This window comes from Falsiroseomonas ponticola, from assembly GCF_016805305.1.
In the GTDB taxonomy this organism is placed as follows: domain Bacteria; phylum Pseudomonadota; class Alphaproteobacteria; order Acetobacterales; family Acetobacteraceae; genus Falsiroseomonas; species Falsiroseomonas ponticola.
The window spans coordinates 459,774-478,015 of sequence record NZ_JAERQN010000001.1; the positions used below are offsets into that span (position 1 = coordinate 459,774).

Consider the following 18,242-nt stretch of genomic DNA (forward strand, 5'->3'; position numbering starts at 1 on the left):
ATGTGGGGCATGAGCAACGCCAATCACGGCCCGATGGCCCAGCAGCTTCCGATCCCGCCGAGCGAGCCGCCGGGCCCGCCGCCGGGCCAGCCACCCTCCCAGGACCCGCCGGTGATCCAGCCGCCGCCGGATGGCGACATGCCCCTGCCCGGGGAGCCGCCGCCCAAGCCCGTCGGCGATCCGCCGAGCGGGGAGCCCATCCGCATGGCCTCCCTGCAACAGTCGGGGCCCAAGGAGATCGGCGGGCCGAAGGGGCCGGAGCCGACGCGCTATGGCGACTGGGAACAGAAGGGCCGCGCGACGGATTTTTGAGTCGCCTCAAGGTGTTCCGCGACTCGGGCCGCGACTCGGACCCGAATCGGGGAACGCGGTTGTGCCGCGAATCGGAACGCGCCCCCCAGATGTTGGGCCGCGTGAACATCCGGCCCGGGTCAGCGATTCGTTCCGCCGACTCGGGCCAGGGTGTTGATTCCAGGACAGGTCCGATGGCCCTGCCCTGTTCCGATTCACCCTGTGTTCCGATCACGGGGCGAATCGCGAACCTCAACGGGCGGCCGGGCGCCCCGACCGGGCCAGGAACAGGCCGAGGCCGGCCAGCCCGATGGCCGCGATGAACAGCGGCGGCTCCGCCCCCAGCGCCCCGCGCCCGAGCCCCATCATGGCGGGGCCGAGCGACTGGCCCATGAAGAAGCAGAAGGCATGCATGGCCACCGCGCTGCCGCGGGCCATGGGCGCGACCTCCGTCACCCGGGTCTGGATCGCGCTGTGCATCATGTAGAAGCCGAGCCCCAGCACCAGGCAGCCCGCCACCAGCACCCAGGCGCTGGGCGCCATCGCCTGCGCCACCATGCCCGATGCCGCGACGAAGCCGCCGAAGCGCAGCGTCAGGCGCTGGCCGCCCCATCGCAGCATGGCCGGGGCGAGGGCGGCGAAGAGGAAGCCGCCGCCGGCGAAGGCCGCCACGGCCAGCCCGGCCTCCGCCTGCCCGCCCAGGCCGCGTTCGATCACCAGCGGCGCGATGAAGGGGAAGAGGCCGAAGACCAGCATCCCCTCCAGGAAGACGCTGCCATAGAGCACCCGCGCCGCCCGCAGCGACCAGAGCTGGCGGTAGCGGGCCAGCGCCTCCCCCAGGTTCAGCCGGCGCGGCTCCACCGGCGGCTCCCCCGCCTCCCGCCGCAGCACCAGCACCGCGCCCGCGGCGGCGACGGCGCAGACCAGGCTGACGCCCCGCCAGCCCAGATAGGGCTCCAGCCCCGCGCCGAGCAGCGCGCCGGCGGCCGAGCCCGTGAGCCCCGCCACCAGCAGGCGGGACAGCGCCAGCTGCCGGTCCTCGATCCGCACGCGGTCGCCGATGGCGGCGATGCACAGGGGAAAGGTGCCGCCCGCGGCGCCGCCCGCGATCACCCGCAGCACCGCCAGCGTGGCGAGGTCCGTGACGAAGAGGTGCCCGACCAGCGCCAGCACCAGCACCACCAGGCAGGCGCGGATGACGCGGCGCTTGCCCACCGCATCGCCCACCGGCCCCAGGATGGGCTGCACCAGCGCATAGGGCAGGGAGAAGGCGGTGGAGAGCAGGGCCACCGTCTCCGGCGGCCGGGCGAACTCCCCGGCCAGCACGCCCACCAGCGGGTCGAGCGAGCGCATCGCCAGGTTGGCGGCGAAGCAGGCCAGGCCGAGGATCAGGATCAATCGGCCGGTGCCGGCGGGGGATGCCATCGGGCGGATGTGCGGCCGGGCGGCTGAATGCGCAACCCGGCGACACGGACCGTGGCCTCGGAACGCTGGTGTGGCCGGACAAGTTGTGGAACAGAGTGTTGCGTCGTGACACCCCCGCCCGCCCCCACCTTCGCCGCCGCCTTCGCGATCGCCTTCCAGCCCATCGTGGATGTGGAAACCGGCCTGACCATCGCGCAGGAGGCGCTGGTGCGCGGCCCCGCGGGGCAGTCCGCGGGCAGCGTGCTGGCCGCCGTGCCCCTGCCCGACCGCTACCGCGTGGATGCCGAGATCCGCCGCGCCGCGATCGAGGAGGCGCTGCGGCTAGGCCTGCCGGCCACCACGGCGGCGCTGACGCTGAACCTGTATCCCGGCTGCGTCTCCCACCCCGATTTCGGGGTGCGCCGCACGGCGGATGACGCGGCGGCGCTGGGCTTCCCGATGGACCGGCTGGTCTTCGAGATCAGCGAGATGGAGCCGGTGGAGGACCCGGAGGCGCTGGCGGTGGAACTCTCCGCCCTGCAGCGCCGGGGGCTGCGCATCGCGCTCGACGACGTGGGCACCGGCCATGCGCGCATGCCGCTGCTGATGGCCTGGCGGCCGGACGGCGCCAAGATCGCGCGGGAGGTCATCATGGGCCTCGACCTCGATCCCCAGCGGCTGGAGCAGGTGCGCCTGACGCTGGCGCAGCTCAACGCCTTCGGCCTGGTGCCGGTGGTGGAGGGGGTGGAGACGGTGGGCGAGATGCGGGCGCTGCGGGCGATGGGGGTGCGGGCCATGCAGGGCTACCTCTTCGCCCGGCCGGGCATCGGCACGCTGCCGCTGCCGGTGGTGCCGGGCGGGCCGGCGTAAGTCCCTGGAAAACCATGAAACCGGAATAAGGCGGATTTAGCCGATTTAGCCGTTTTAGTGCTTTTAGTCGCGATTCCGGGGTGGCTTTGGACAAATTCCCGGACCCGTCCGGGCGCGATCCGCCCGGCGGCTTTCGGAACATAGAACGAACATCGGGCCAGGGCCAGCCGAATCGCGGCTACCCCGCCTTGTCCGGACCCTCCCCCTGCGCCCCGCCCGGGCGGCGGCGCTGGCTTTCGCGCCAGGCTTCCAGCGGCGCCGGGCCGCCGGCCTCCCCGGCCGGCAGCGCGGCTTCCGTCGGCGCCGTCGTCCCGCCGGGCTCGGCCGGCAGGGGCGACAGCCACAGGGCCAGCAGGCCGGTGGCGGCGGCGCGGCGGATGGGCGGCATGGCGATCCCCTTTCCGTGGCAGTCGGCCGAAGGGTCCGAAGGCCGCGCGGCGCCCGGGCGGCATGATCGCGGCGGGAAAGGGGCGAAAGCCGCCGCCCGATCATCAACCCGTGAGCGGCCAGCGCAGCGCCCCTTCCGCCGCCAGGCCCCAGAAGGCGCGGATCAGCCGGCAGGCGGCATCCCAGGCGGGGGCGGCCAGGCGCAGCCGGTGGTCGGCGTCCAGCGCCTCCACCCTGATGGCGGGGGAGAGGGGATGGGCGCCGGCGGCGGCGGGCGTGCCGTAATCGTCCCGGCTGCCCTGCAGGATCAGCGTCGGCACCGAGAGCCGGGCCAGGTGGGCGAAGCGCGCCGGCTCCTCCGCCGCGCCGGGCCGGCGGAAGGGGTAGCCGAGGCAGATCACCGCCAGCACCGGCCGGCGGCACGCGACCTCCGTCACCACCCGGGCGCCGGAGGACCGGCCGATCAGCACCGTGCGCGCCAGGGCGGGCCCGGCGGGCAGCGCGGCTTCCAGCTGCGCCACGCGCGCCGCGATGCCGGCATCGAAGCGGCCGCCCGCCAGCGCCGCCTGGCCGACCCAGCCGCCGAGATGGGGGGAGAGGCGCGGTTCCAGCGCGCGTTCGACCCCGACATCGTCCGGGAAGGAATCACCGGCGAGGTAGAAGGCGGGCCCGGGGCGGCCGGGGGCGGCGGGCATGCGCGGGGGGATGGCGATCCGGCAGTCGGTGAAGCTCAGCCGCGCTCCGTCACCCCGGTCGCGAAGCCATCGACCAGTTCGCGGATGCGGGCGGGGTCGGATTGCTCCATCACGCGGCGGGCGAAGCGGGCGCAATCGCCGATATCGAGCGAGCGGACCGCCTGCTTCACGCGCGGGATGGCGCTGGCATTCATGGACAGGCAGCGGATGCCGAGGCCCAGCAGCAGGGGCACGAGCCGCGGATTGCCGCCCATCTCCCCGCAGACGGAAACCGGCATGCGGAGCCGCAGCGCGGCTTCGGTGGCGAACTGCATCAGGCGCAGCACGGCGGGGTGCAGGGGGTCGTAGAGGTGGGCGACCTCCGCATCGCCGCGGTCCACGGCCAGCGTGTACATGGCGAGGTCATTGGTGCCGATGGCGAAGAAATCGGCCTCCAGCGCGATGGCGTCGGCGGCGAGCGCGGCGCCCGGCGTCTCGATCATGGCGCCCAGCTCGGGCAGCTTCTCCGGCAGCTTCTCGCCCCGCCGGCGCAGGCGACGGGCCACGCGGTCATAGATCTCCCGCGCCGCCTTCACCTCGGTCGGGATGGTCACCATCGGCAGCAGCACGCGCACCGCGCCCTCCGGCGCCTTCCCGGCGACGCGGAGGATGGCGGCGAACTGCGCTTCCAGCAGTTCCGGCCGCTTCAGCAGCATGCGGATGCCGCGCAGCCCGAGCGCGGGGTTGGTGCTGGTATGGGCGGGGACGCCGGCGGCGAGCGCCTCCATCTCCTTCTCCCCGCCCCAGTCGAGGACGCGGATGGTGATGGGATCGCCGGCCATGGCCTCCACGATCGGCGCATAGGCGGCGACCTGCGCATCCTCGTCCGGCAGATCCTCCCGGTTCATGAAGAGGAATTCGGTGCGCAGCAGGCCGATGCCCTGGGCGCCAGCCTGGGCGATCAGCGGCAGCTCGGCGGGGATCTCCATGTTCGCCTGCAGCTCCACCTCCTCCCCATCCGTGGTGATGGAGGGCAGGCGGCGGAGCTTGGCGAGCTTGGTGCGTTCCCGCGCATAGACGCCGACCTGGTCCTTGGCCCAGGCGAGGGTGGCGGGGGTGGGGTGCAGCGCGATGGTGCCGGCGGCGCCGTCCAGCACCATCTGGTCCCCGCGCCGCGCGGCTTCGGTCAGGCCATGGACGCCGAGCACGGCGGGGATGCCGAGCGCGCGGAGCATGATGGCGGTATGGCCATCGGCGCCGCCTTCCTCCGTCGCCACGCCCAGGATGCGGGCGGGGTCGAGGAGGGCGGCATCGGCGGGGGTGACTTCCTCCGCCACCAGGATCGCCCCCTCCGGCACGTCCTTGAAGCTGCGGAAGGGGTTCTGCGTGAGGTTGCGGGTCAGGCGGCGGGCGATCTCCCGCACCTCCCCCGCGCGGCGGCGGAGCCCGGCCTTGTCGTCATCCTTGGCGGAGAGGATCACTTCCGCGATCGCATCGGCCTCGTCCGCCACCGCCGTCTCGGCGGCCAGCAGGTTGCTTTCGATGCGCTTGCGGGCGCCGCGGATCAGGCGGCTGTCGCCCAGCATCATGGCGTAGGCGTCGAGGAGGGGTTCGAGTTCCTCCTGCGCTTCCTCCGGCAGCACGCCGAGCCGCATCTTGAGCTTGGCGACCTGCTTGCGGCTGGCGGCGACGGCGGCGGCCAGGCGCTGCTTTTCCGCATCCACCGCGGTTTCCGCGATGCTGCGGCGCGGCGCTTCGGCGGGCGGTTCGGTGGTGTCGAAGACGGGGCCGATGGCGATGCCGGGGGAGACGGCGATGCCCCGGATGACGGTTTCCTTCACCCGGCGCGCGGCACGCCGGTCGGCCGCCGGGCCGGCCTTCGTCTCCGCCTTGTCGGGCTTGTCGGTCTTCATCCGGCCCGCTTGTCAGTCTTCATGGAAGCCAGCTTCGATCAGGCCGGCGATGGCGTCCATCGCTTCCTTCGCGTCCCAGCCCTCGGCCTCCACCACCACCTCGCTCCCCTGCCCGGCGCCGAGCATCATCAGGCCCATGATGGAGCAGGCCGGCACGGTCTGCCCGTGGCGGGAGACGTTGACGCAGGCGGAGAAACGTTCCGCGACCGTGACCAGCTTGGCGGCCGCGCGGGCGTGCAGGCCGCGGCTGTTGATGATCTTCAGGGTCTTGCGCATGACCAATCCGCCGGCGGGGTCGCAGCCGCAGGCGCCATCGCCTTCCGCCACCAGGGCCGCGCCCGGCTGGGGGGTGGCTTTCGCCTCCCCGGCTTCATCCGGCCATTCGTTCATGCAGAGCCTCCGGCGTCGCGCGCATGGCCCCCGGGAGACCCGCTGGGGGACGATCCGTTGGGGGGGGTGCCATTGGGTTTGGGGGCCTCGGCCATGTCGGCGGCGCAGGCGATGTATTTGCGGCCGGCGGCGGTGGCATGGGCCACGGCTTCCGCCAGCGGTTCCGATCCGCGGATCTTGGCCAGCTTGACCAGCAGCGGCAGGTTGACGCCCGCGATGACCTCCACCGTCCGGTGGTCGCAGAGCTGGAAGGCGAGGTTGGAGGGGGTGCCGCCCAGGATGTCGGTCAGCACCACCACCCCGTCGCCCTGGTCCACGCCGGCGATGGAGGCGCGGATATCCTCCCGCCGCGTCTCCAGCCGGTCCTCGGGGTAGATGCAGACGGTCGCGACCGAGGCTTGCGGGCCCACCACATGCTCCATGGCGAGACGCAGTTCCTCGGCGAGGCGGCCGTGGGTGACGAGGACCAATCCGATCATGATGAGTGCGACAGGGCCTCCCGCCCCGCAACAGGATGGTCTCCCGCGGCCACCCCCTGCGCAGCGGGGGCATGGGTGGCGGCCGAGGGAGCGAGTTCGCGGTGGATCAGGTCCACGCGCCAGCCCAGCGACGTCAAGTGGGATGCCATGCGCTCCGCCACAAGCACGGAGCGGTGACGGCCCCCGGTGCAGCCGAAGGCGATCGTCAGGTACTTCTTCCCCTCCGCGACGTAGCGGGGCAACAGCAGGTCCAGCAGGCCCGTCATGCGGTCCCAGAATGGGCGGAAGGCGGGATCGGCCTCGACAAACGCGGCGATCGGGGCTTCGCGACCGGTCATGGGGCGGAGAAGCGGGTCGTAATGCGGGTTGCGCAGGAAGCGCATGTCCAGCACCAGGTCGGCTTCCCGCGGCAGGCCCTTGGGGAAGCCGAAGGACATCACCCCGATGCCGAGGCCGGCGGCATTGGCCGGGCGGAAGCGCCGTTCGATCTGCAGGCGCAGCTCCGGCAGCGGCAGGTCGGAGGTATCCAGCACCACATCCGCGGCATCCAGCAGCGGCGCCAGCAGCGCGGCTTCGCGGGCGATGCCCTGGTCCACCCGGCTGCCCAGCGCGCCCCCGGGCGCCAGGGGGTGGCGGCGGCGGGTCTCGGAATAGCGGCGGAGCAGGACCGGCGCCTCCGCCGTGGCGAAGACCAGGCTGACCGCGACATCGGGGCGGAGCCGGAGGCGGGAGACCACGCGCAGCACCTCCGGCGCATCGAAGCCGCGGGTGCGGGCATCGACGCCGATGGCGAGCGGGGTGGCGCCATCGCCCACCAGCTCCTCGATGATCGTCAGCGGGGGGTTGTCCACCGTCTCGAACCCCAGATCCTCCAGCGTGCGGAGGATGGAGGCCTTGCCGGCGCCGGACAGGCCGGTGACCAGGACCACGGGGCGGGCGGGGGGGAGCGGCGCATCCATCACGGGGCAAACGCCCCGGCGGCCATGGCGGCGCGGCCACACGCGGCTTTCAACGCGAAGGCCAGCTTGTCCGGCGCCGAAGGCTCCTTCCCCCTCAGCGCCACCAGGGGCAGGTCGATGTCATGCGCCGTCCAGCGCGCGGGGTCGGGCAGGCGGGGCGGCGGCGTATCCCGCAGCTGGACCGCGAGGCGCAGCCGCGCGCTGGCCGCCGCCGGCAGGTCCCGCATCAGGCCGAGGCCGCGGATTTCCAGCATGCCGCGGAGCGGGCCGGGGGAGGAGGCGATGAGCGCGCCCTGCCGCGCCGCGACCTCCACCTGGTCATCGGCGACGAGGTGCCAGCCGCGGCCGAGGAGACGGAGGACGAGATCGGATTTCCCGGCGCCCGAGGGGCCCAGGATCAGGACGCCATCATCATCCAGGGCCACGCAGGACCCGTGCAGCGGCATAGCGGTCCGAAGACCCCCAACTCATGGCGGGCGGACCATGGCAGAAAGGTGGCGGGAGTCAAATGAACGCCGGCGCCAGCGGCAGCGGCGGGCGCGGTTGCCTCGGCGCGGGGGGGCTGCCAGCCTGCGCGCCTGCATCGGGGAATGGCAGCGTGGCGATGATTGAGGCAGCAACGATCAAGGCGGGGCTGATCGAGGCGGCGGCGGCGCGCATCGCCCCCCATGTGCGGCGCACGCCGGTGATGCGGATGGCGGGCGGCGACCTCGGGCTCGACATGCCGCTCATCCTGAAGCTGGAACTGCTGCAGGCCACCGGCAGCTTCAAGCCGCGCGGCGCCTTCAACCGGATGCTGTCCCTGCCGGTGCCGCCGGCGGGCGTCGCCACCGCATCGGGGGGCAACCACGGCGCGGCCGTCGCCTATGCCGCGCGCGCGCTGGGCCACAAGGCGGAGGTCTTCTGCCCCGTCCCGACGCCGGCGGCCAAGACCGACCGCATCCGCGCCTATGGCGCGGTGCTGCACCAGGTGGGGGCCGCCTATGACGAGGCGCGGGAGGCGAGCGAGGCGCGGGCGGCGGAGACGGGCGCCATGATCGTGCATGCCTATGACCAGCCGGAGGTGCTGGCGGGCCAGGGCACGGTCGGGCTGGAGCTGTGGCAGGATGCGCCGGAGGCGACGCATGTGCTGGTGGCGACCGGCGGCGGCGGGCTGATCGGCGGCATCGCCGCCTGGTATGCGGGCCGCGGCGCCGAGATCATCAGCGTGGAGCCGGAGGGCTGCCCGACGCTGGCCACCGCGCTGCGGGAGGGAAGGCCCGTCCCCTGCCCCGTCGGCGGCATGGCGGCGGACAGCCTGGGCGCGCGGCAGGTCGGCGCGCTGATGTTCGAGGTGGCGCGCCACCACGTGGCCCGCGCGGTGCTGGTGCCGGACGCGGCGATCCTGGAGGCGCAGAAGCGGCTGTGGCAGGCGCTGCGGCTGGTGGCGGAGCCGGGGGGTGCCACGGCGCTGGCGGCGCTGACCTCCGGCGTGCTGGCGCTGCCGGCGGGGGCGCGGGTGGCGGTGGTGGTGTGCGGGTCCAACACCGATCCGGCGAAGGTCGTCTGACCCGGCGGCCGCCGTCAGTTGCCGAACAGGCGCTGCAGGCGGCCGAGGATTTCCGGGAGTGTCAGGCCGCTCGGCTGGGGCTGGGGGGCGGTGCCCTCCGGCACCCGGGCGCGGTAGCGGGCCAGGGCGTCGCGGGTGCGTTCCAGGCGCAGCTCCACCGGCTCCGCCTGCGTGGTGCCGGCGCCGAGGCCCGTGACGCGCACCAGCGCGGCGCCGGCGCCGGGCAGTTCCTCCGCCGCGCGGGCCAGGTCCTCGGGCTTGGGGGCGCAGGCCAGGGTCCGGCCCTCCAGCGTGCAGGGCATCTCGTAGAAGCGGTTGGGGGGGAAGCGGAGCTGGGCGGTGCCGGTCACGGCCAGCAGGCCGCGGCCCGCGGCCTCCAGCGTCAGGTCGCGGGCCGTGACGACCGGCACCAGGCGGCCGCCGCGATCCTGCACCTCCAGCACCAGGGAGGAACCGCCGGGACCCTGGGCGCGCTCCACAGGCTCCCGGTGCCGCAGCAGGCAGTCGGCGCGGTCCGTCATCCGGTCCGTGATGCAGGAGAGGCGCCAGCTGCCGATCTCCTCCGGCGGCACGGCGGCGGGGGTCGTCGTCGGCTGCGCCGCCGCAGGGACCGCGAGAAGCCCCCCCGCGGGGACCGCGAGAAGGGTGAGGAGCAGGGCATGGGTTGCGGCGGTCTTCATGTCGGCGAAGATAGGCGGCCAGGGGTCGAGGTTCCATGAAACAGGTGAAATTCCCGGATGGGACGACGGTGCCGGCCCTCGGCCAGGGCACCTGGTACATGGGGGAGCGGGGGTCCGACCGGCGGGCGGAGGCGGCGGCGCTGCGGCTTGGCCTCGACCTCGGCATGCGCCTGATCGACACGGCGGAGATGTATGCGGAGGGCGGCGCCGAGCAGGTGGTGGCGGAAGCCATCGCGGGGCGGCGGGAGGAGGTCTTCCTCGTCTCCAAGGTCTATCCGCACAACGCCTCGGCCCGGAAGCTGCCGCTGGCGCTGGAGGCCAGCCTGAAGCGGCTGCGGGTGGAGCGGATCGACCTCTATCTGCTGCATTGGCGCGGCGGCGTGCCGTTGGCGGAGACGGTGGCGGCGATGGAGCGCGCGATCGCGCAGGGCAAGATCGCGCGCTGGGGCGTCAGCAACCTCGATGTGGATGACCTGGAGGAGCTGGGGGCGGCGCTGGCGGATTGCGCGACGGACCAGGTGCTGTGGAACCTGGAGGCGCGCGGCGTGGAGTTCGACCTGCTGCCCTTCTGCGCGGGGCGGGGGATGCCGGTGATGGCCTATTCGCCGATCGGCCAGGGGGGCGCGCTGCTGCGAAGCCCGGCGCTGAAGGCGGTGGCGGCGCGGCATGGCGTGACGGCGGCGCAGGTGGCGCTGGCCTTCGTGCTGGCGCGGCCGGGGGTGATCGCGATTCCCAAGGCGGCGGATCCGGGGCATGTGCGGCAGAACGCGGCGGCGCGGGACCTGGTGCTGACGGCCGATGACATGGCGGTGCTGGACGCGGCCTTCCCGCCGCCCAGGCGCAAGCGCGCGCTGGCGATGCTGTAGCGCCCGGGCCTATGCTGCGCCCCCGCAACGGGGGAGTGGACGATGGGCCTGCCAGGCGGCTTGTTCGCCTTCGAGGAACCTCCATGGCAGCGCAACCCGATGGGGGACCTCTGCCCGGCCGTCCTGCCGCGGCCCGGCATGGGCTGCCACCTGCCCGTCAGCTGCTTCCCGCCCAGCGCCGATCCGGGCCCGGTGCCGCAGCTGGCGGACGTGCCGATCACGGAGGAGGACCTCCTCCGCCTGGTCGGCCAGGCCAAGACGCAGCCCGGCACGCAGCGTCGCGTCTTCGACGCGCTGATCGAGGCGTCGAGATCCGGCGCGCTCTGGTTCCATGAGATCAGCCGCAGCGGGCTGCGCCTGTCCCATTTCCTCGCGCAGTGCTGCATCGAAAGCTCCTCCTTCCAGAAGCTGGAGGAGGGGTTCGTCTTCAGCACCGTGGCGCGGCTGCTCGAGATCCACGGCAAGTACCTGACGGAGGAGCAGGCCAAGGCCTTCGTGCCGGAGGACCAGAAGACCCGCCACGACGCCATCAAGGCGGAGAAGGGCGAGCCCAAGACGCCTGAGGAGAAGAAGGCGCTGGAGAAGGCGCTGGCGGATAGCGACGCGGCGGAGAAGAAGAAGCCGCAGGAGCTGGCCAGCACCGTCTATGCCAACCGCATGGGCAATGGCGGCGTCGCTTCCGGCGATGGCTGGACCTATCGCGGGCGGGGGCTGATCCAGCTGACGGGGCGGGAGAACTACCGGGCGGCGGGGAAGGACCTCGGCCTGCCGCTGGAGGCGCAGCCGCAGCTGGTGTGGAAGGATGCCGAGGTCGCGCTGAAGACCGCCGCCTGGTACTGGACCAGGCACAAGCTGAACGACCACGCCGACCTGGATGATGCGCTGAAGGTCAGCCAGGCCATCAACCTCGGCCCCAACGCCGTGGGCGGCAAGGGCAAGCCGAACCACCTGAAGGACCGGCAGGAGAAGACGGAGGAGGCGAAGGCGATCTGGGGGGATTGGGCGCTGCGGTGAGCGACGATCCGCTCGCCCTCAGCCCCTTCGTCACGCTGATCCGGGATTTCCTGGCCGGCCGCATCGATGCCGATGCCTTCGAGCGTGGCTATCGCCGCGCCTCGCGGGAGGATGGGCAGCACCGGCCGCGCGCGGTGTTCCTGGTGCTCGATACGCTCTTCGCCGATGTCGATGCCTATTGCCCCGACCCGGCGCTGCGCGGGCCTGACGATTTGGATGCGGCGGGGCTGCGGGAGGCGGCGGCGCGGGCGGCGGCGCGGCTCGGGGCGATGGGCCTCTACCAGTAGCCCTGCATGATCTCCCGCGCCCAGTCCGGTTCGCGGACGGGGCCGCGCGGGTCGAAGCCCGTCATGTGCGGCTTGATGTCGAGCACCGGCGTGCCGTCGATGGCATCCAGCCCCCGCACCCGCAGCACCATGCCCTCCACGCCCAGCAGCGCGCAGGTGGTGACGCCGATCCGGTTCGGGCGGGGCGAGCCGCGCTGGCCGAGGATGCCGACGCGGGGCCAGTCCTGCCGCCCGCGGGGGTGGCGGGCATTGCGCTCCACCGAAGCGGGGTCGATGCGGTCGAAGACGAAGACGACCGTGACGTGGCTGAAGGCGTCAAGGCCGAGGGCGGCATCGGGGCCGAGCTGCGCGGGATCGAGCACGATCCCGGCCTCCACCGCATCCCAGCCATCATCCACCGGCTCCGCCCGGCCGCCGCGGACATGGGCGATGGGCGCGAGGATCATGGGAACGACCTCACTGGAAGACCGGCACCGCCGGCATGTCCGGCTGCGCGGGGGGCGGCGGCAGGTCGATGGTCACCGTGCTGGGATCGACGCGCGGGCCGCGATCCAGCCAGTAGGTCACGCTCTCCGGCCAGAAGATCACGATGGCGACGAGGATGAGCTGCAGGCCGAGCCAGGGCACCGCGCCCCAGTAGATGTCCCGCGTCAGCACCGATTTCGGCGCGATGCCGCGGAGGTAGAACAGCGCGAAGCCGAAGGGCGGATGCATGAAGCTGGTCTGCAGGTTGATGCAGATGAGGACGCCGAACCAGACGAGGTCGATGCCGAGGTTCTTGGCGACCGGGGCCAGCAGCGGGATGACGATGAAGGCGATCTCGAAGAAGTCGAGGAAGAAGGCCAGGAAGAAGATGAAGACGTTGACGAAGATCAGGAAGCCGGTCTGGCCGCCCGGCAGCTGCGCCAGCAGGTGCTCGATCCAGATGCCGCCATCGACGCCCTGGAAGACGAGCGAGAAGACCGTGGCGCCGATCAGGATGAAGATGACCATGGCGGTGATGCGCATGGTGGTGCCCATGGCCTCGCGCACCAGCGGGCGCGTCAGGCGCCGGTTGATGGCGGCCAGCACCAGCGCGCCGACCACGCCCATGGCGCCGGCTTCCGTGGGCGTGGCCAGGCCGAGGAAGATGGTGCCGAGCACCATGAAGATCAGCACGATGCTCGGCACCATGCCCTTCAGCACGCGCCACCAGAGCCGCCAGGTCCGCGGCTCCAGCAATTCATCCGGCAGGGGCGGGACCTTGTGGGGGGCGAAGATGCTGACCAGCGCGATGAAGGCGATGAAGAGCGCCAGCTGGAGGAAGGAGGGGCCGATCGCGCCCGCATACATGTCGCCCACACTCTGGCCGAGCTGGTCGCCCAGCACGATCAGCACGAGGGAGGGCGGGATGACCTGCGTGATGGTGCCGGATGCCGCGATGACGCCCGTCGCGATGCGCATGTCGTAGCCCGTGCGCATCATGATGGGCAGGCTGATCATGCCCATGGCGATGACGGAAGCGGCCACCGTGCCGGTGATGGCGCCGAGGATGGCGCCCACGATGATGACGGCATAGGCAAGGCCGCCCGGCACCTTGCCGAAGAGCTGGCCGGTGCCTTCCAGCAAATCCTCCGCCAGGCCGCAGCGTTCCAGGATGGCGCCCATCAGCGTGAAGAAGGGGATGGCCAGCAGCAGGTCGTTCGACAGGATGTTGAAGATGCGCAGCGGCAGGTTGAACATCCAGGCTTCCGGGAAGAAGCCCAGCGCGACCGAGATGAAGCCGAAGAAGAGGCCCACGGCGGCGAGCGAGAAGGCGGCCGGGAAGCCGATGAGCAGGAAGACGATGAGCCCCGCGAACATCAGCGGGGGCATCAGGTCCTCATGCGGGATCGATGCGATGTAGGCGAAGATGTTCATCGTGCCCTCAAGTGGCGGGCGCCGGCATCCGCCGGCTTGCCTTCGCGCCTGGGCACTGCGGCGCGGGGGCAAGCGGGGGCGCTGTGCGCGGGCCGCCATGGGCGGCCAAAAAATCGGGGTGGTACGCTGGCACGGGGGCCTACTGGTCCGGCCGGGCGTAGCTGGCGTGGAGGCGCCCATCCTCCAGCTTGATGCCGCGCAGCAGCGCCACGCGCTTCACCAGCTCCGACAGCCCCTGCACCGCCATCAGCGCGAAGCCGACCGGCAGCAGCAGCTTCACCGGCCAGCGGATCAGCCCGCCGGGGGAGGAGGAGGTTTCCGCCCGCACCCAGCTCTCCACGAAGAAGGGCCAGGTCATCCAGGCCAGCAGCGCCATGGCGGGCAGCAGGAACAGCGCGATGCCGACCACATCGACCCAGAGCCGCGCCCTTTCGCTGATCGAGCCGTAGATCAGGTCCACGCGCACATGTTCGTTGCGGAACAGCGTATAGGCCGCGCCGAGCATCACCACGCCGGCGAAGAAGTACCACTGCACCTCCAGCCAGGCGTTGGAGCCGGAGGAGAAGCCGTAGCGCGCGAAGGCGTTGCCGGCGCTGATGAGGCAGGCGAGCAGCACCAGCCAATCGGCCAGGCGGCCGAAGGCGGTGTTCATGGCATCGACCGCGCGACTGAAGGCAAGCAAGGGGCCCATGGAGACGGGCGCACTCCCTGGATTTCGATGGTTTGGGCGCCGGGGGCGCCGAGTGGCGCCATCTAGCGCCGCCAATCCCCCTTGGCCAAGGGCGATTCGGGCGTGCAACCCGGCGCATGGCCGGACCGTTGCGGGGCATCCATGATCCACCCGCCCCCTTCTGCCCCGACGGGTCCCTGCGTATCGTCACGGGCGTGACGTTCCCCGACACCCCGCCGTGCTGACGGCACTCTCCCTGACGCTGGCCGGGCTGGTGGTGCTGGCCGTCGTGCCGGTGCTGCTGGCCGGGCGGGGGCTGCCGGCCGGCGCGGCCGTGCATGGGGGGTCGCTGCTGGCCGCGCTGGTCTTCGCGGGCTGCGGGCTGGCCGCGCTGCTGGGCGGCGCGCCGGCGCCGCAGGCGCTGATGCCGGGCAGCTGGGCGCCGATGCTGCTGGCGCTCGATGGTCTGTCGGCCTGGTTCCTGCTGCTGCTGGGGCTGGCCGGGGCCTGTTCGGCGCTGTTCGCGCTGGCGCATGGCGGCCAGGCGCCGCCGCGCGTGCTGGCGGCCTATCCGCTGTTCCTCGGCGCCATGGCGCTGACGCTGCTGGCGGCCGATGGCTTCACCCTGCTGCTGGGGTTCGAGGCCATGTCCCTGGCCAGCTGGGTGCTGGTGGCGGCGGACCATGACCGTGACCACGAACAGGGGGCGGAGAACCGCCGCGCCGCGCGGCTCTACCTGGTCTTCGCCATCCTGTCGGGCCTCTGCCTGGTGCCGGCCGTGGGGCTGCTGGCGGCGGGGGGCGACATGACCTTCGCCGCCATGCGCAACGCGCCGCCGGAGGGGCTGCGCGCCGCGGCCATCCTGGCGCTGGTGGTGGCGGGCGCGGGCGCCAAGGCGGGGCTGGTGCCCCTCCATGCCTGGCTGCCCTTGGCCCACCCGGCGGCGCCGAGCCATGTCTCCGCCCTGATGTCGGGGGCCATGACCAAGGTCGCGCTCTATGTCCTGGCGCGGCTGCTGCTGGACCTCAGCGGCCCCGCCCAGCCGATCTGGTGGGGGGTGCCGCTGCTGGTGCTGGGCGCGGCCTCCGCCGTGCTGGGGGCGCTGCGGGCGAATCTGGAGGAGGACAGCAAGACCCTGCTGGCCTGTTCCACCATCGAGAATGTGGGGCTGATCGCCATCGGGCTCGGCCTGGCCTGCGCCTTCCGGGCGGCCGACCTCGGGGCGCTGGCGGCGCTGGCGGCGGGGGCGGCCATGCTGCACGCGCTGAACCACGCGCTGTTCAAATCCCTGCTGTTCCTGGGGCTGGGGGAGGTGCTGCATGGGGCGGCGTCCCGGCGGCTCGATCGCCTCGGCGGGCTGATCCACGCCATGCCCTGGACGGCGGCCCTGGTGCTGGTGGGCGCCGGCGCGGCGGCGAGCCTGCCGCCGCTGTCCGGCTTCGCCGGCGAATGGCTGCTGCTGCAGGCGCTGCTGGCGGCCTGGCGGGTGGGGGACCTCGCCTTCCAGGTGCTGGCGGTGGGGGTGGCGGCGATGGCGGCGCTGGCCGCGGCGCTGGCGGCGGCGGCGATGGTGCGGCTGTTCGGCATGGCCTTCCTCGGCCGGCCGCGCACGCCCCGCGCGGCGGGGGCGCAGGATGGGCCCTGGGCCGCCCGCGCGGCCCTGTTGCTGCCGGCGGGGCTGACGGTGCTGTTCGGCCTGCTGCCCGGGCCGATGCTGGCGCTGGCGGAGGCCGCGCTGCAGGTGCTGGTGCGGCAGGATGTGACGGGGCGCGCGACGGCGGGCGCCATCCGGGTGGGCGATGGCGCCGGGGCCTATATGCCGCTGGGCATCGCGGTCCTGCTGGCCGTGCTGGGGGCCGCCATCGTCTTCGCGGTGAAGCGCCGGGCGCCGGCGGGCGTGGCGCGCAGCCCGGCCTGGGATTGCGGCTTCATCGCGCCGCCGCAGCACCTGCCCTTCGGCGACCCGATCACCCAGCCCAGCGCCGCCGGGCTCGGCCAGCCGCTGCGGCGAATGCTGGGGAACCCGGTGCTGGCGGTGCATGAGGGGGTGACGATGCCACCGCCGGGCGATCCCTCCCCGGCGCGGATCGAGGCCGGATTCGCCGATCCCTCCGACCGGCTGCTGCTGGCGCCGCTGGCCAGGCTGCGGGATGCGGTGGTGGTCCGGACGGAGAGGCTGCGGGACCTGACGCTGGCGCAATGCCTGATGCTGCCCTTCGGCACGCTGGTCGCGCTGCTGGCGGTGATCGCCTGGCTGGAGGCGCGGTGATGGGCTTCGTCACCGGCGTGCTGACCCAGGCGATCCACCTGGCGCTGATGCTGGCGGCGGCGCCGCTGGTGGTCGGCGTGATCCGCTGGCTGAAGGCGCGGATGATGGGGCGGATCGGCGCCAGCCCCCTCCAGCCCTTGCGGGATTTCCGCAAGCTGCTGCTGAAGCGGCCGGTGCTGGCCGACAATGCCAGCTGGATCAGCCGCGTGGCGCCCTATCTCGGCGCGGGGGCGGCGCTGGCCGCCGTTGCGCTGGTGCCCTCCTTCGCCCGTGGCATGGCCTTCGCGCCGCTGGCGGACCTCGTGCTGATCGCGGGGCTGCTGGCACTGGGGCGCGTCGCCATGGCGCTGGCGGGGCTGGATGTGGGCACGGCCTTCGGGGGGCTCGGCGCGGCGCGGGAGATGAGCTTCGCGGCGCTGGCGGAGCCGGCACTGCTGCTGGCGGTGATGAGCTTCGCGATCCTGGCGGGGACCACCGGCCTCGATGCCATCGCGGCGACGTTCCAGGAGGGGGCGCTCGGCCTGCGCGTCTCGCTCGGCCTGGCGCTGGTGGCGCTGCTGGCGGTGGCGGTGGCGGAGAATGCGCGCATCCCGGTGGACAACCCCGCCACGCACCTGGAACTGACGATGGTGCATGAGGCGATGATCCTGGAGGCCTCGGGCCGCCACCTGGCGCTGTGGGAGGCCGCGGCGGCGCTGCGGCTGACCCTCTGGCTGGCGCTGCTGGCGGCGATCTTCTTCCCCTTCGGCACGGCGCCGGCGGGCTTCGCGCCGCTGGGGTGGGTGGTGGGCTTGCTCGCCTTCCTGGCCAAGATGGGCGTGCTGTGCCTGGCGCTGGCCGCCTTCGAGAGTGCGATCGCCAAGATGCGGGTCTTCCGGGTGCCGGAATTCCTGGGGGCGGCGCTGCTGCTGGGGCTGCTGGGCGCGCTGCTGCTGTTCGTCTCCACGAGGCTGGCATGAGTTTCGGCACGCCCGCCTATGACGTCGCGCATCTGCTGGGGGGCGGGGTGCTGCTGCTGTCCTTCGTGCTGCTCTACCAGCGGCGGATCGATGCGGTGATCAATGCCTTCGCCGTGCAGGGCGCGCTGCTGGCCGCCGCGGCGGCGTGGCAGGGCTACATCCAGGGGGCGGCGGGGCTCTACGTGACCGCCGTGATCGCGGTGGTGGCGAAGGCGGTGCTGATTCCGCTGGCGCTGCGCCATGTGCTGGGGCGCTTCGGCTTGCAGCGGGCGGTGGAGCCGGCGCTGGGCGTCGGGCCTTCGCTGCTGGCGGCGGTCGCGCTTGTCGGCCTCTCGGTGCTGGTGGTGCTGCCGATCACCGCCGGCCAGGCGCAGGCGCTGACGCGGGAGGATCTGGCGCTGGCGCTGTCCGTCGTGCTGCTGGGCATGCTGATGATGATCACGCGGCGGAATGCGATCAGCCAGGTGATCGGGCTGATGAGCCTGGAGAACGGGCTGATCCTGGGTGCCGTCGCCGTCACGGGCATGCCGCTGGTGGTGGAGCTGTCCACGGCGGCGCTGGTGCTGATGGTGGCGGTGGTGGGTGGCGTCGTCGTCTTCCAGATCAGGGGTCGGCTGGAGACGCTGGACACCTCGTTCCTGCATCGGGCGCGGGGGGAGGAGCCCCCCGCATGATGACGCTC

Annotated in this window: 21 protein-coding genes; 9 read left to right on the forward strand and 12 right to left on the reverse strand. The window is 72.8% G+C overall.

Annotated elements, in window-relative coordinates; genetic code table 11:
* The gene (locus JJI54_RS33165) at positions 1–312 is read left to right on the forward strand and encodes a DUF1674 domain-containing protein (protein ID WP_456305571.1); all 312 of its coding nucleotides are present in this window, start codon (positions 1–3) and stop codon (positions 310–312) included.
* A gap of 231 nt (positions 313–543) precedes the next feature.
* Here JJI54_RS33165 and JJI54_RS02220 read toward each other — a convergent pair whose 3' ends face one another.
* Positions 544–1,716, reverse strand: coding sequence for an MFS transporter (locus JJI54_RS02220; RefSeq protein ID WP_203070498.1), 1,173 nt, complete (start codon positions 1,714–1,716; stop codon positions 544–546).
* Between the two features lie 105 nt (positions 1,717–1,821).
* Between JJI54_RS02220 and JJI54_RS02225 the strand changes: the two genes are divergently transcribed.
* Entirely contained in the window at positions 1,822–2,565 is a 744-nt protein-coding gene (locus JJI54_RS02225; protein ID WP_203070500.1) for an EAL domain-containing protein, read from the forward strand.
* Between the two features lie 178 nt (positions 2,566–2,743).
* Here JJI54_RS02225 and JJI54_RS02230 read toward each other — a convergent pair whose 3' ends face one another.
* From JJI54_RS02230 to JJI54_RS02260, 7 genes are all read right to left on the reverse strand, one after another.
* Complete coding sequence (locus tag JJI54_RS02230; RefSeq protein ID WP_203070502.1) at positions 2,744–2,953, reverse strand: hypothetical protein; 210 nt, start codon at positions 2,951–2,953, stop codon at positions 2,744–2,746.
* Positions 2,954–3,056: 103 nt separating this feature from the next.
* On the reverse strand, positions 3,057–3,647 hold the full coding sequence (locus tag JJI54_RS02235; protein ID WP_203070504.1) for an alpha/beta family hydrolase: 591 nt from the start codon (positions 3,645–3,647) through the stop codon (positions 3,057–3,059).
* 35 nt (positions 3,648–3,682) lie between these two features.
* The gene (ptsP, locus tag JJI54_RS02240) at positions 3,683–5,539 is read right to left on the reverse strand and encodes a phosphoenolpyruvate--protein phosphotransferase (protein WP_203070506.1); all 1,857 of its coding nucleotides are present in this window, start codon (positions 5,537–5,539) and stop codon (positions 3,683–3,685) included.
* Between the two features lie 12 nt (positions 5,540–5,551).
* A complete protein-coding gene (locus JJI54_RS02245) occupies positions 5,552–5,815 on the reverse strand; it encodes an HPr family phosphocarrier protein (protein WP_164694956.1) in 264 nt (87 codons plus the stop codon).
* Between the two features lie 110 nt (positions 5,816–5,925).
* Positions 5,926–6,408, reverse strand: coding sequence for a PTS sugar transporter subunit IIA (locus JJI54_RS02250; RefSeq protein ID WP_203070510.1), 483 nt, complete (start codon positions 6,406–6,408; stop codon positions 5,926–5,928).
* A complete protein-coding gene (gene rapZ / locus JJI54_RS02255; protein ID WP_203070511.1) occupies positions 6,405–7,367 on the reverse strand; it encodes an RNase adapter RapZ in 963 nt (320 codons plus the stop codon). Before rapZ ends, JJI54_RS02250 begins: the two co-directional genes overlap by 4 nt.
* Positions 7,367–7,813 (reverse strand): HPr kinase/phosphorylase, encoded by a 447-nt coding sequence (locus tag JJI54_RS02260; RefSeq protein ID WP_203070513.1) that lies wholly within the window; start codon positions 7,811–7,813, stop codon positions 7,367–7,369. The genes rapZ and JJI54_RS02260 overlap by 1 nt, the downstream gene beginning before the upstream one ends.
* Positions 7,814–7,971: 158 nt before the next feature.
* Between JJI54_RS02260 and JJI54_RS02265 the strand changes: the two genes are divergently transcribed.
* A complete protein-coding gene (locus JJI54_RS02265) occupies positions 7,972–8,916 on the forward strand; it encodes a serine/threonine dehydratase (protein WP_203072296.1) in 945 nt (314 codons plus the stop codon).
* A gap of 14 nt (positions 8,917–8,930) precedes the next feature.
* Here the strand turns inward: JJI54_RS02265 and JJI54_RS02270 are convergent, their stop codons facing one another.
* Positions 8,931–9,596 carry a hypothetical protein gene (locus JJI54_RS02270; protein ID WP_203070515.1) on the reverse strand — a complete coding sequence of 222 codons (666 nt, stop codon included), beginning with the start codon at positions 9,594–9,596 and terminating at the stop codon, positions 8,931–8,933.
* 35 nt (positions 9,597–9,631) lie between these two features.
* On the opposite strand from JJI54_RS02270, the gene JJI54_RS02275 reads away from it, so the two are divergent.
* Genes JJI54_RS02275 through JJI54_RS02285 form a run of 3 tightly spaced genes read left to right on the forward strand, consistent with a single transcriptional unit; the run spans position 9,632 to position 11,763 of the window.
* Positions 9,632–10,462 carry an aldo/keto reductase gene (locus JJI54_RS02275; RefSeq protein WP_203070517.1) on the forward strand — a complete coding sequence of 277 codons (831 nt, stop codon included), beginning with the start codon at positions 9,632–9,634 and terminating at the stop codon, positions 10,460–10,462.
* Between the two features lie 42 nt (positions 10,463–10,504).
* Positions 10,505–11,476: a glycoside hydrolase family 19 protein gene (locus JJI54_RS02280; protein ID WP_203070519.1), complete on the forward strand. Its 972-nt coding sequence runs from the start codon at positions 10,505–10,507 to the stop codon at positions 11,474–11,476.
* Positions 11,473–11,763 carry a colicin immunity domain-containing protein gene (locus tag JJI54_RS02285; RefSeq protein WP_203070521.1) on the forward strand — a complete coding sequence of 97 codons (291 nt, stop codon included), beginning with the start codon at positions 11,473–11,475 and terminating at the stop codon, positions 11,761–11,763. The genes JJI54_RS02280 and JJI54_RS02285 overlap by 4 nt, the downstream gene beginning before the upstream one ends.
* Here JJI54_RS02285 and JJI54_RS02290 read toward each other — a convergent pair.
* From JJI54_RS02290 to JJI54_RS02300, 3 genes are all read right to left on the reverse strand, one after another.
* Entirely contained in the window at positions 11,754–12,209 is a 456-nt protein-coding gene (locus JJI54_RS02290) for an SAM-dependent methyltransferase (protein ID WP_203070523.1), read from the reverse strand. The two genes, JJI54_RS02285 and JJI54_RS02290, sit on opposite strands and share 10 nt — an antisense overlap.
* 10 nt (positions 12,210–12,219) lie before the next feature.
* Positions 12,220–13,662 carry a TRAP transporter large permease gene (locus JJI54_RS02295; RefSeq protein WP_203070525.1) on the reverse strand — a complete coding sequence of 481 codons (1,443 nt, stop codon included), beginning with the start codon at positions 13,660–13,662 and terminating at the stop codon, positions 12,220–12,222.
* A 139-nt stretch (positions 13,663–13,801) separates the two neighbouring features.
* Positions 13,802–14,353, reverse strand: a complete 552-nt coding sequence (locus JJI54_RS02300; protein WP_203070527.1) for a TRAP transporter small permease subunit — start codon at positions 14,351–14,353, stop codon at positions 13,802–13,804.
* Between the two features lie 217 nt (positions 14,354–14,570).
* On the opposite strand from JJI54_RS02300, the gene JJI54_RS02305 reads away from it, so the two are divergent.
* From JJI54_RS02305 to JJI54_RS02315, 3 genes are read left to right on the forward strand one after another with little or no spacing between them, the layout of a single operon-like run.
* A complete protein-coding gene (locus JJI54_RS02305; protein WP_203070529.1) occupies positions 14,571–16,601 on the forward strand; it encodes a proton-conducting transporter transmembrane domain-containing protein in 2,031 nt (676 codons plus the stop codon).
* The gene (locus tag JJI54_RS02310; protein WP_203070531.1) at positions 16,601–17,560 is read left to right on the forward strand and encodes a respiratory chain complex I subunit 1 family protein; all 960 of its coding nucleotides are present in this window, start codon (positions 16,601–16,603) and stop codon (positions 17,558–17,560) included. The genes JJI54_RS02305 and JJI54_RS02310 overlap by 1 nt, the downstream gene beginning before the upstream one ends.
* On the forward strand, positions 17,557–18,234 hold the full coding sequence (locus JJI54_RS02315; protein WP_203070533.1) for a hydrogenase-4 component E: 678 nt from the start codon (positions 17,557–17,559) through the stop codon (positions 18,232–18,234). Before JJI54_RS02310 ends, JJI54_RS02315 begins: the two co-directional genes overlap by 4 nt.
* The last annotated feature ends 8 nt before the right edge of the window (positions 18,235–18,242 follow it).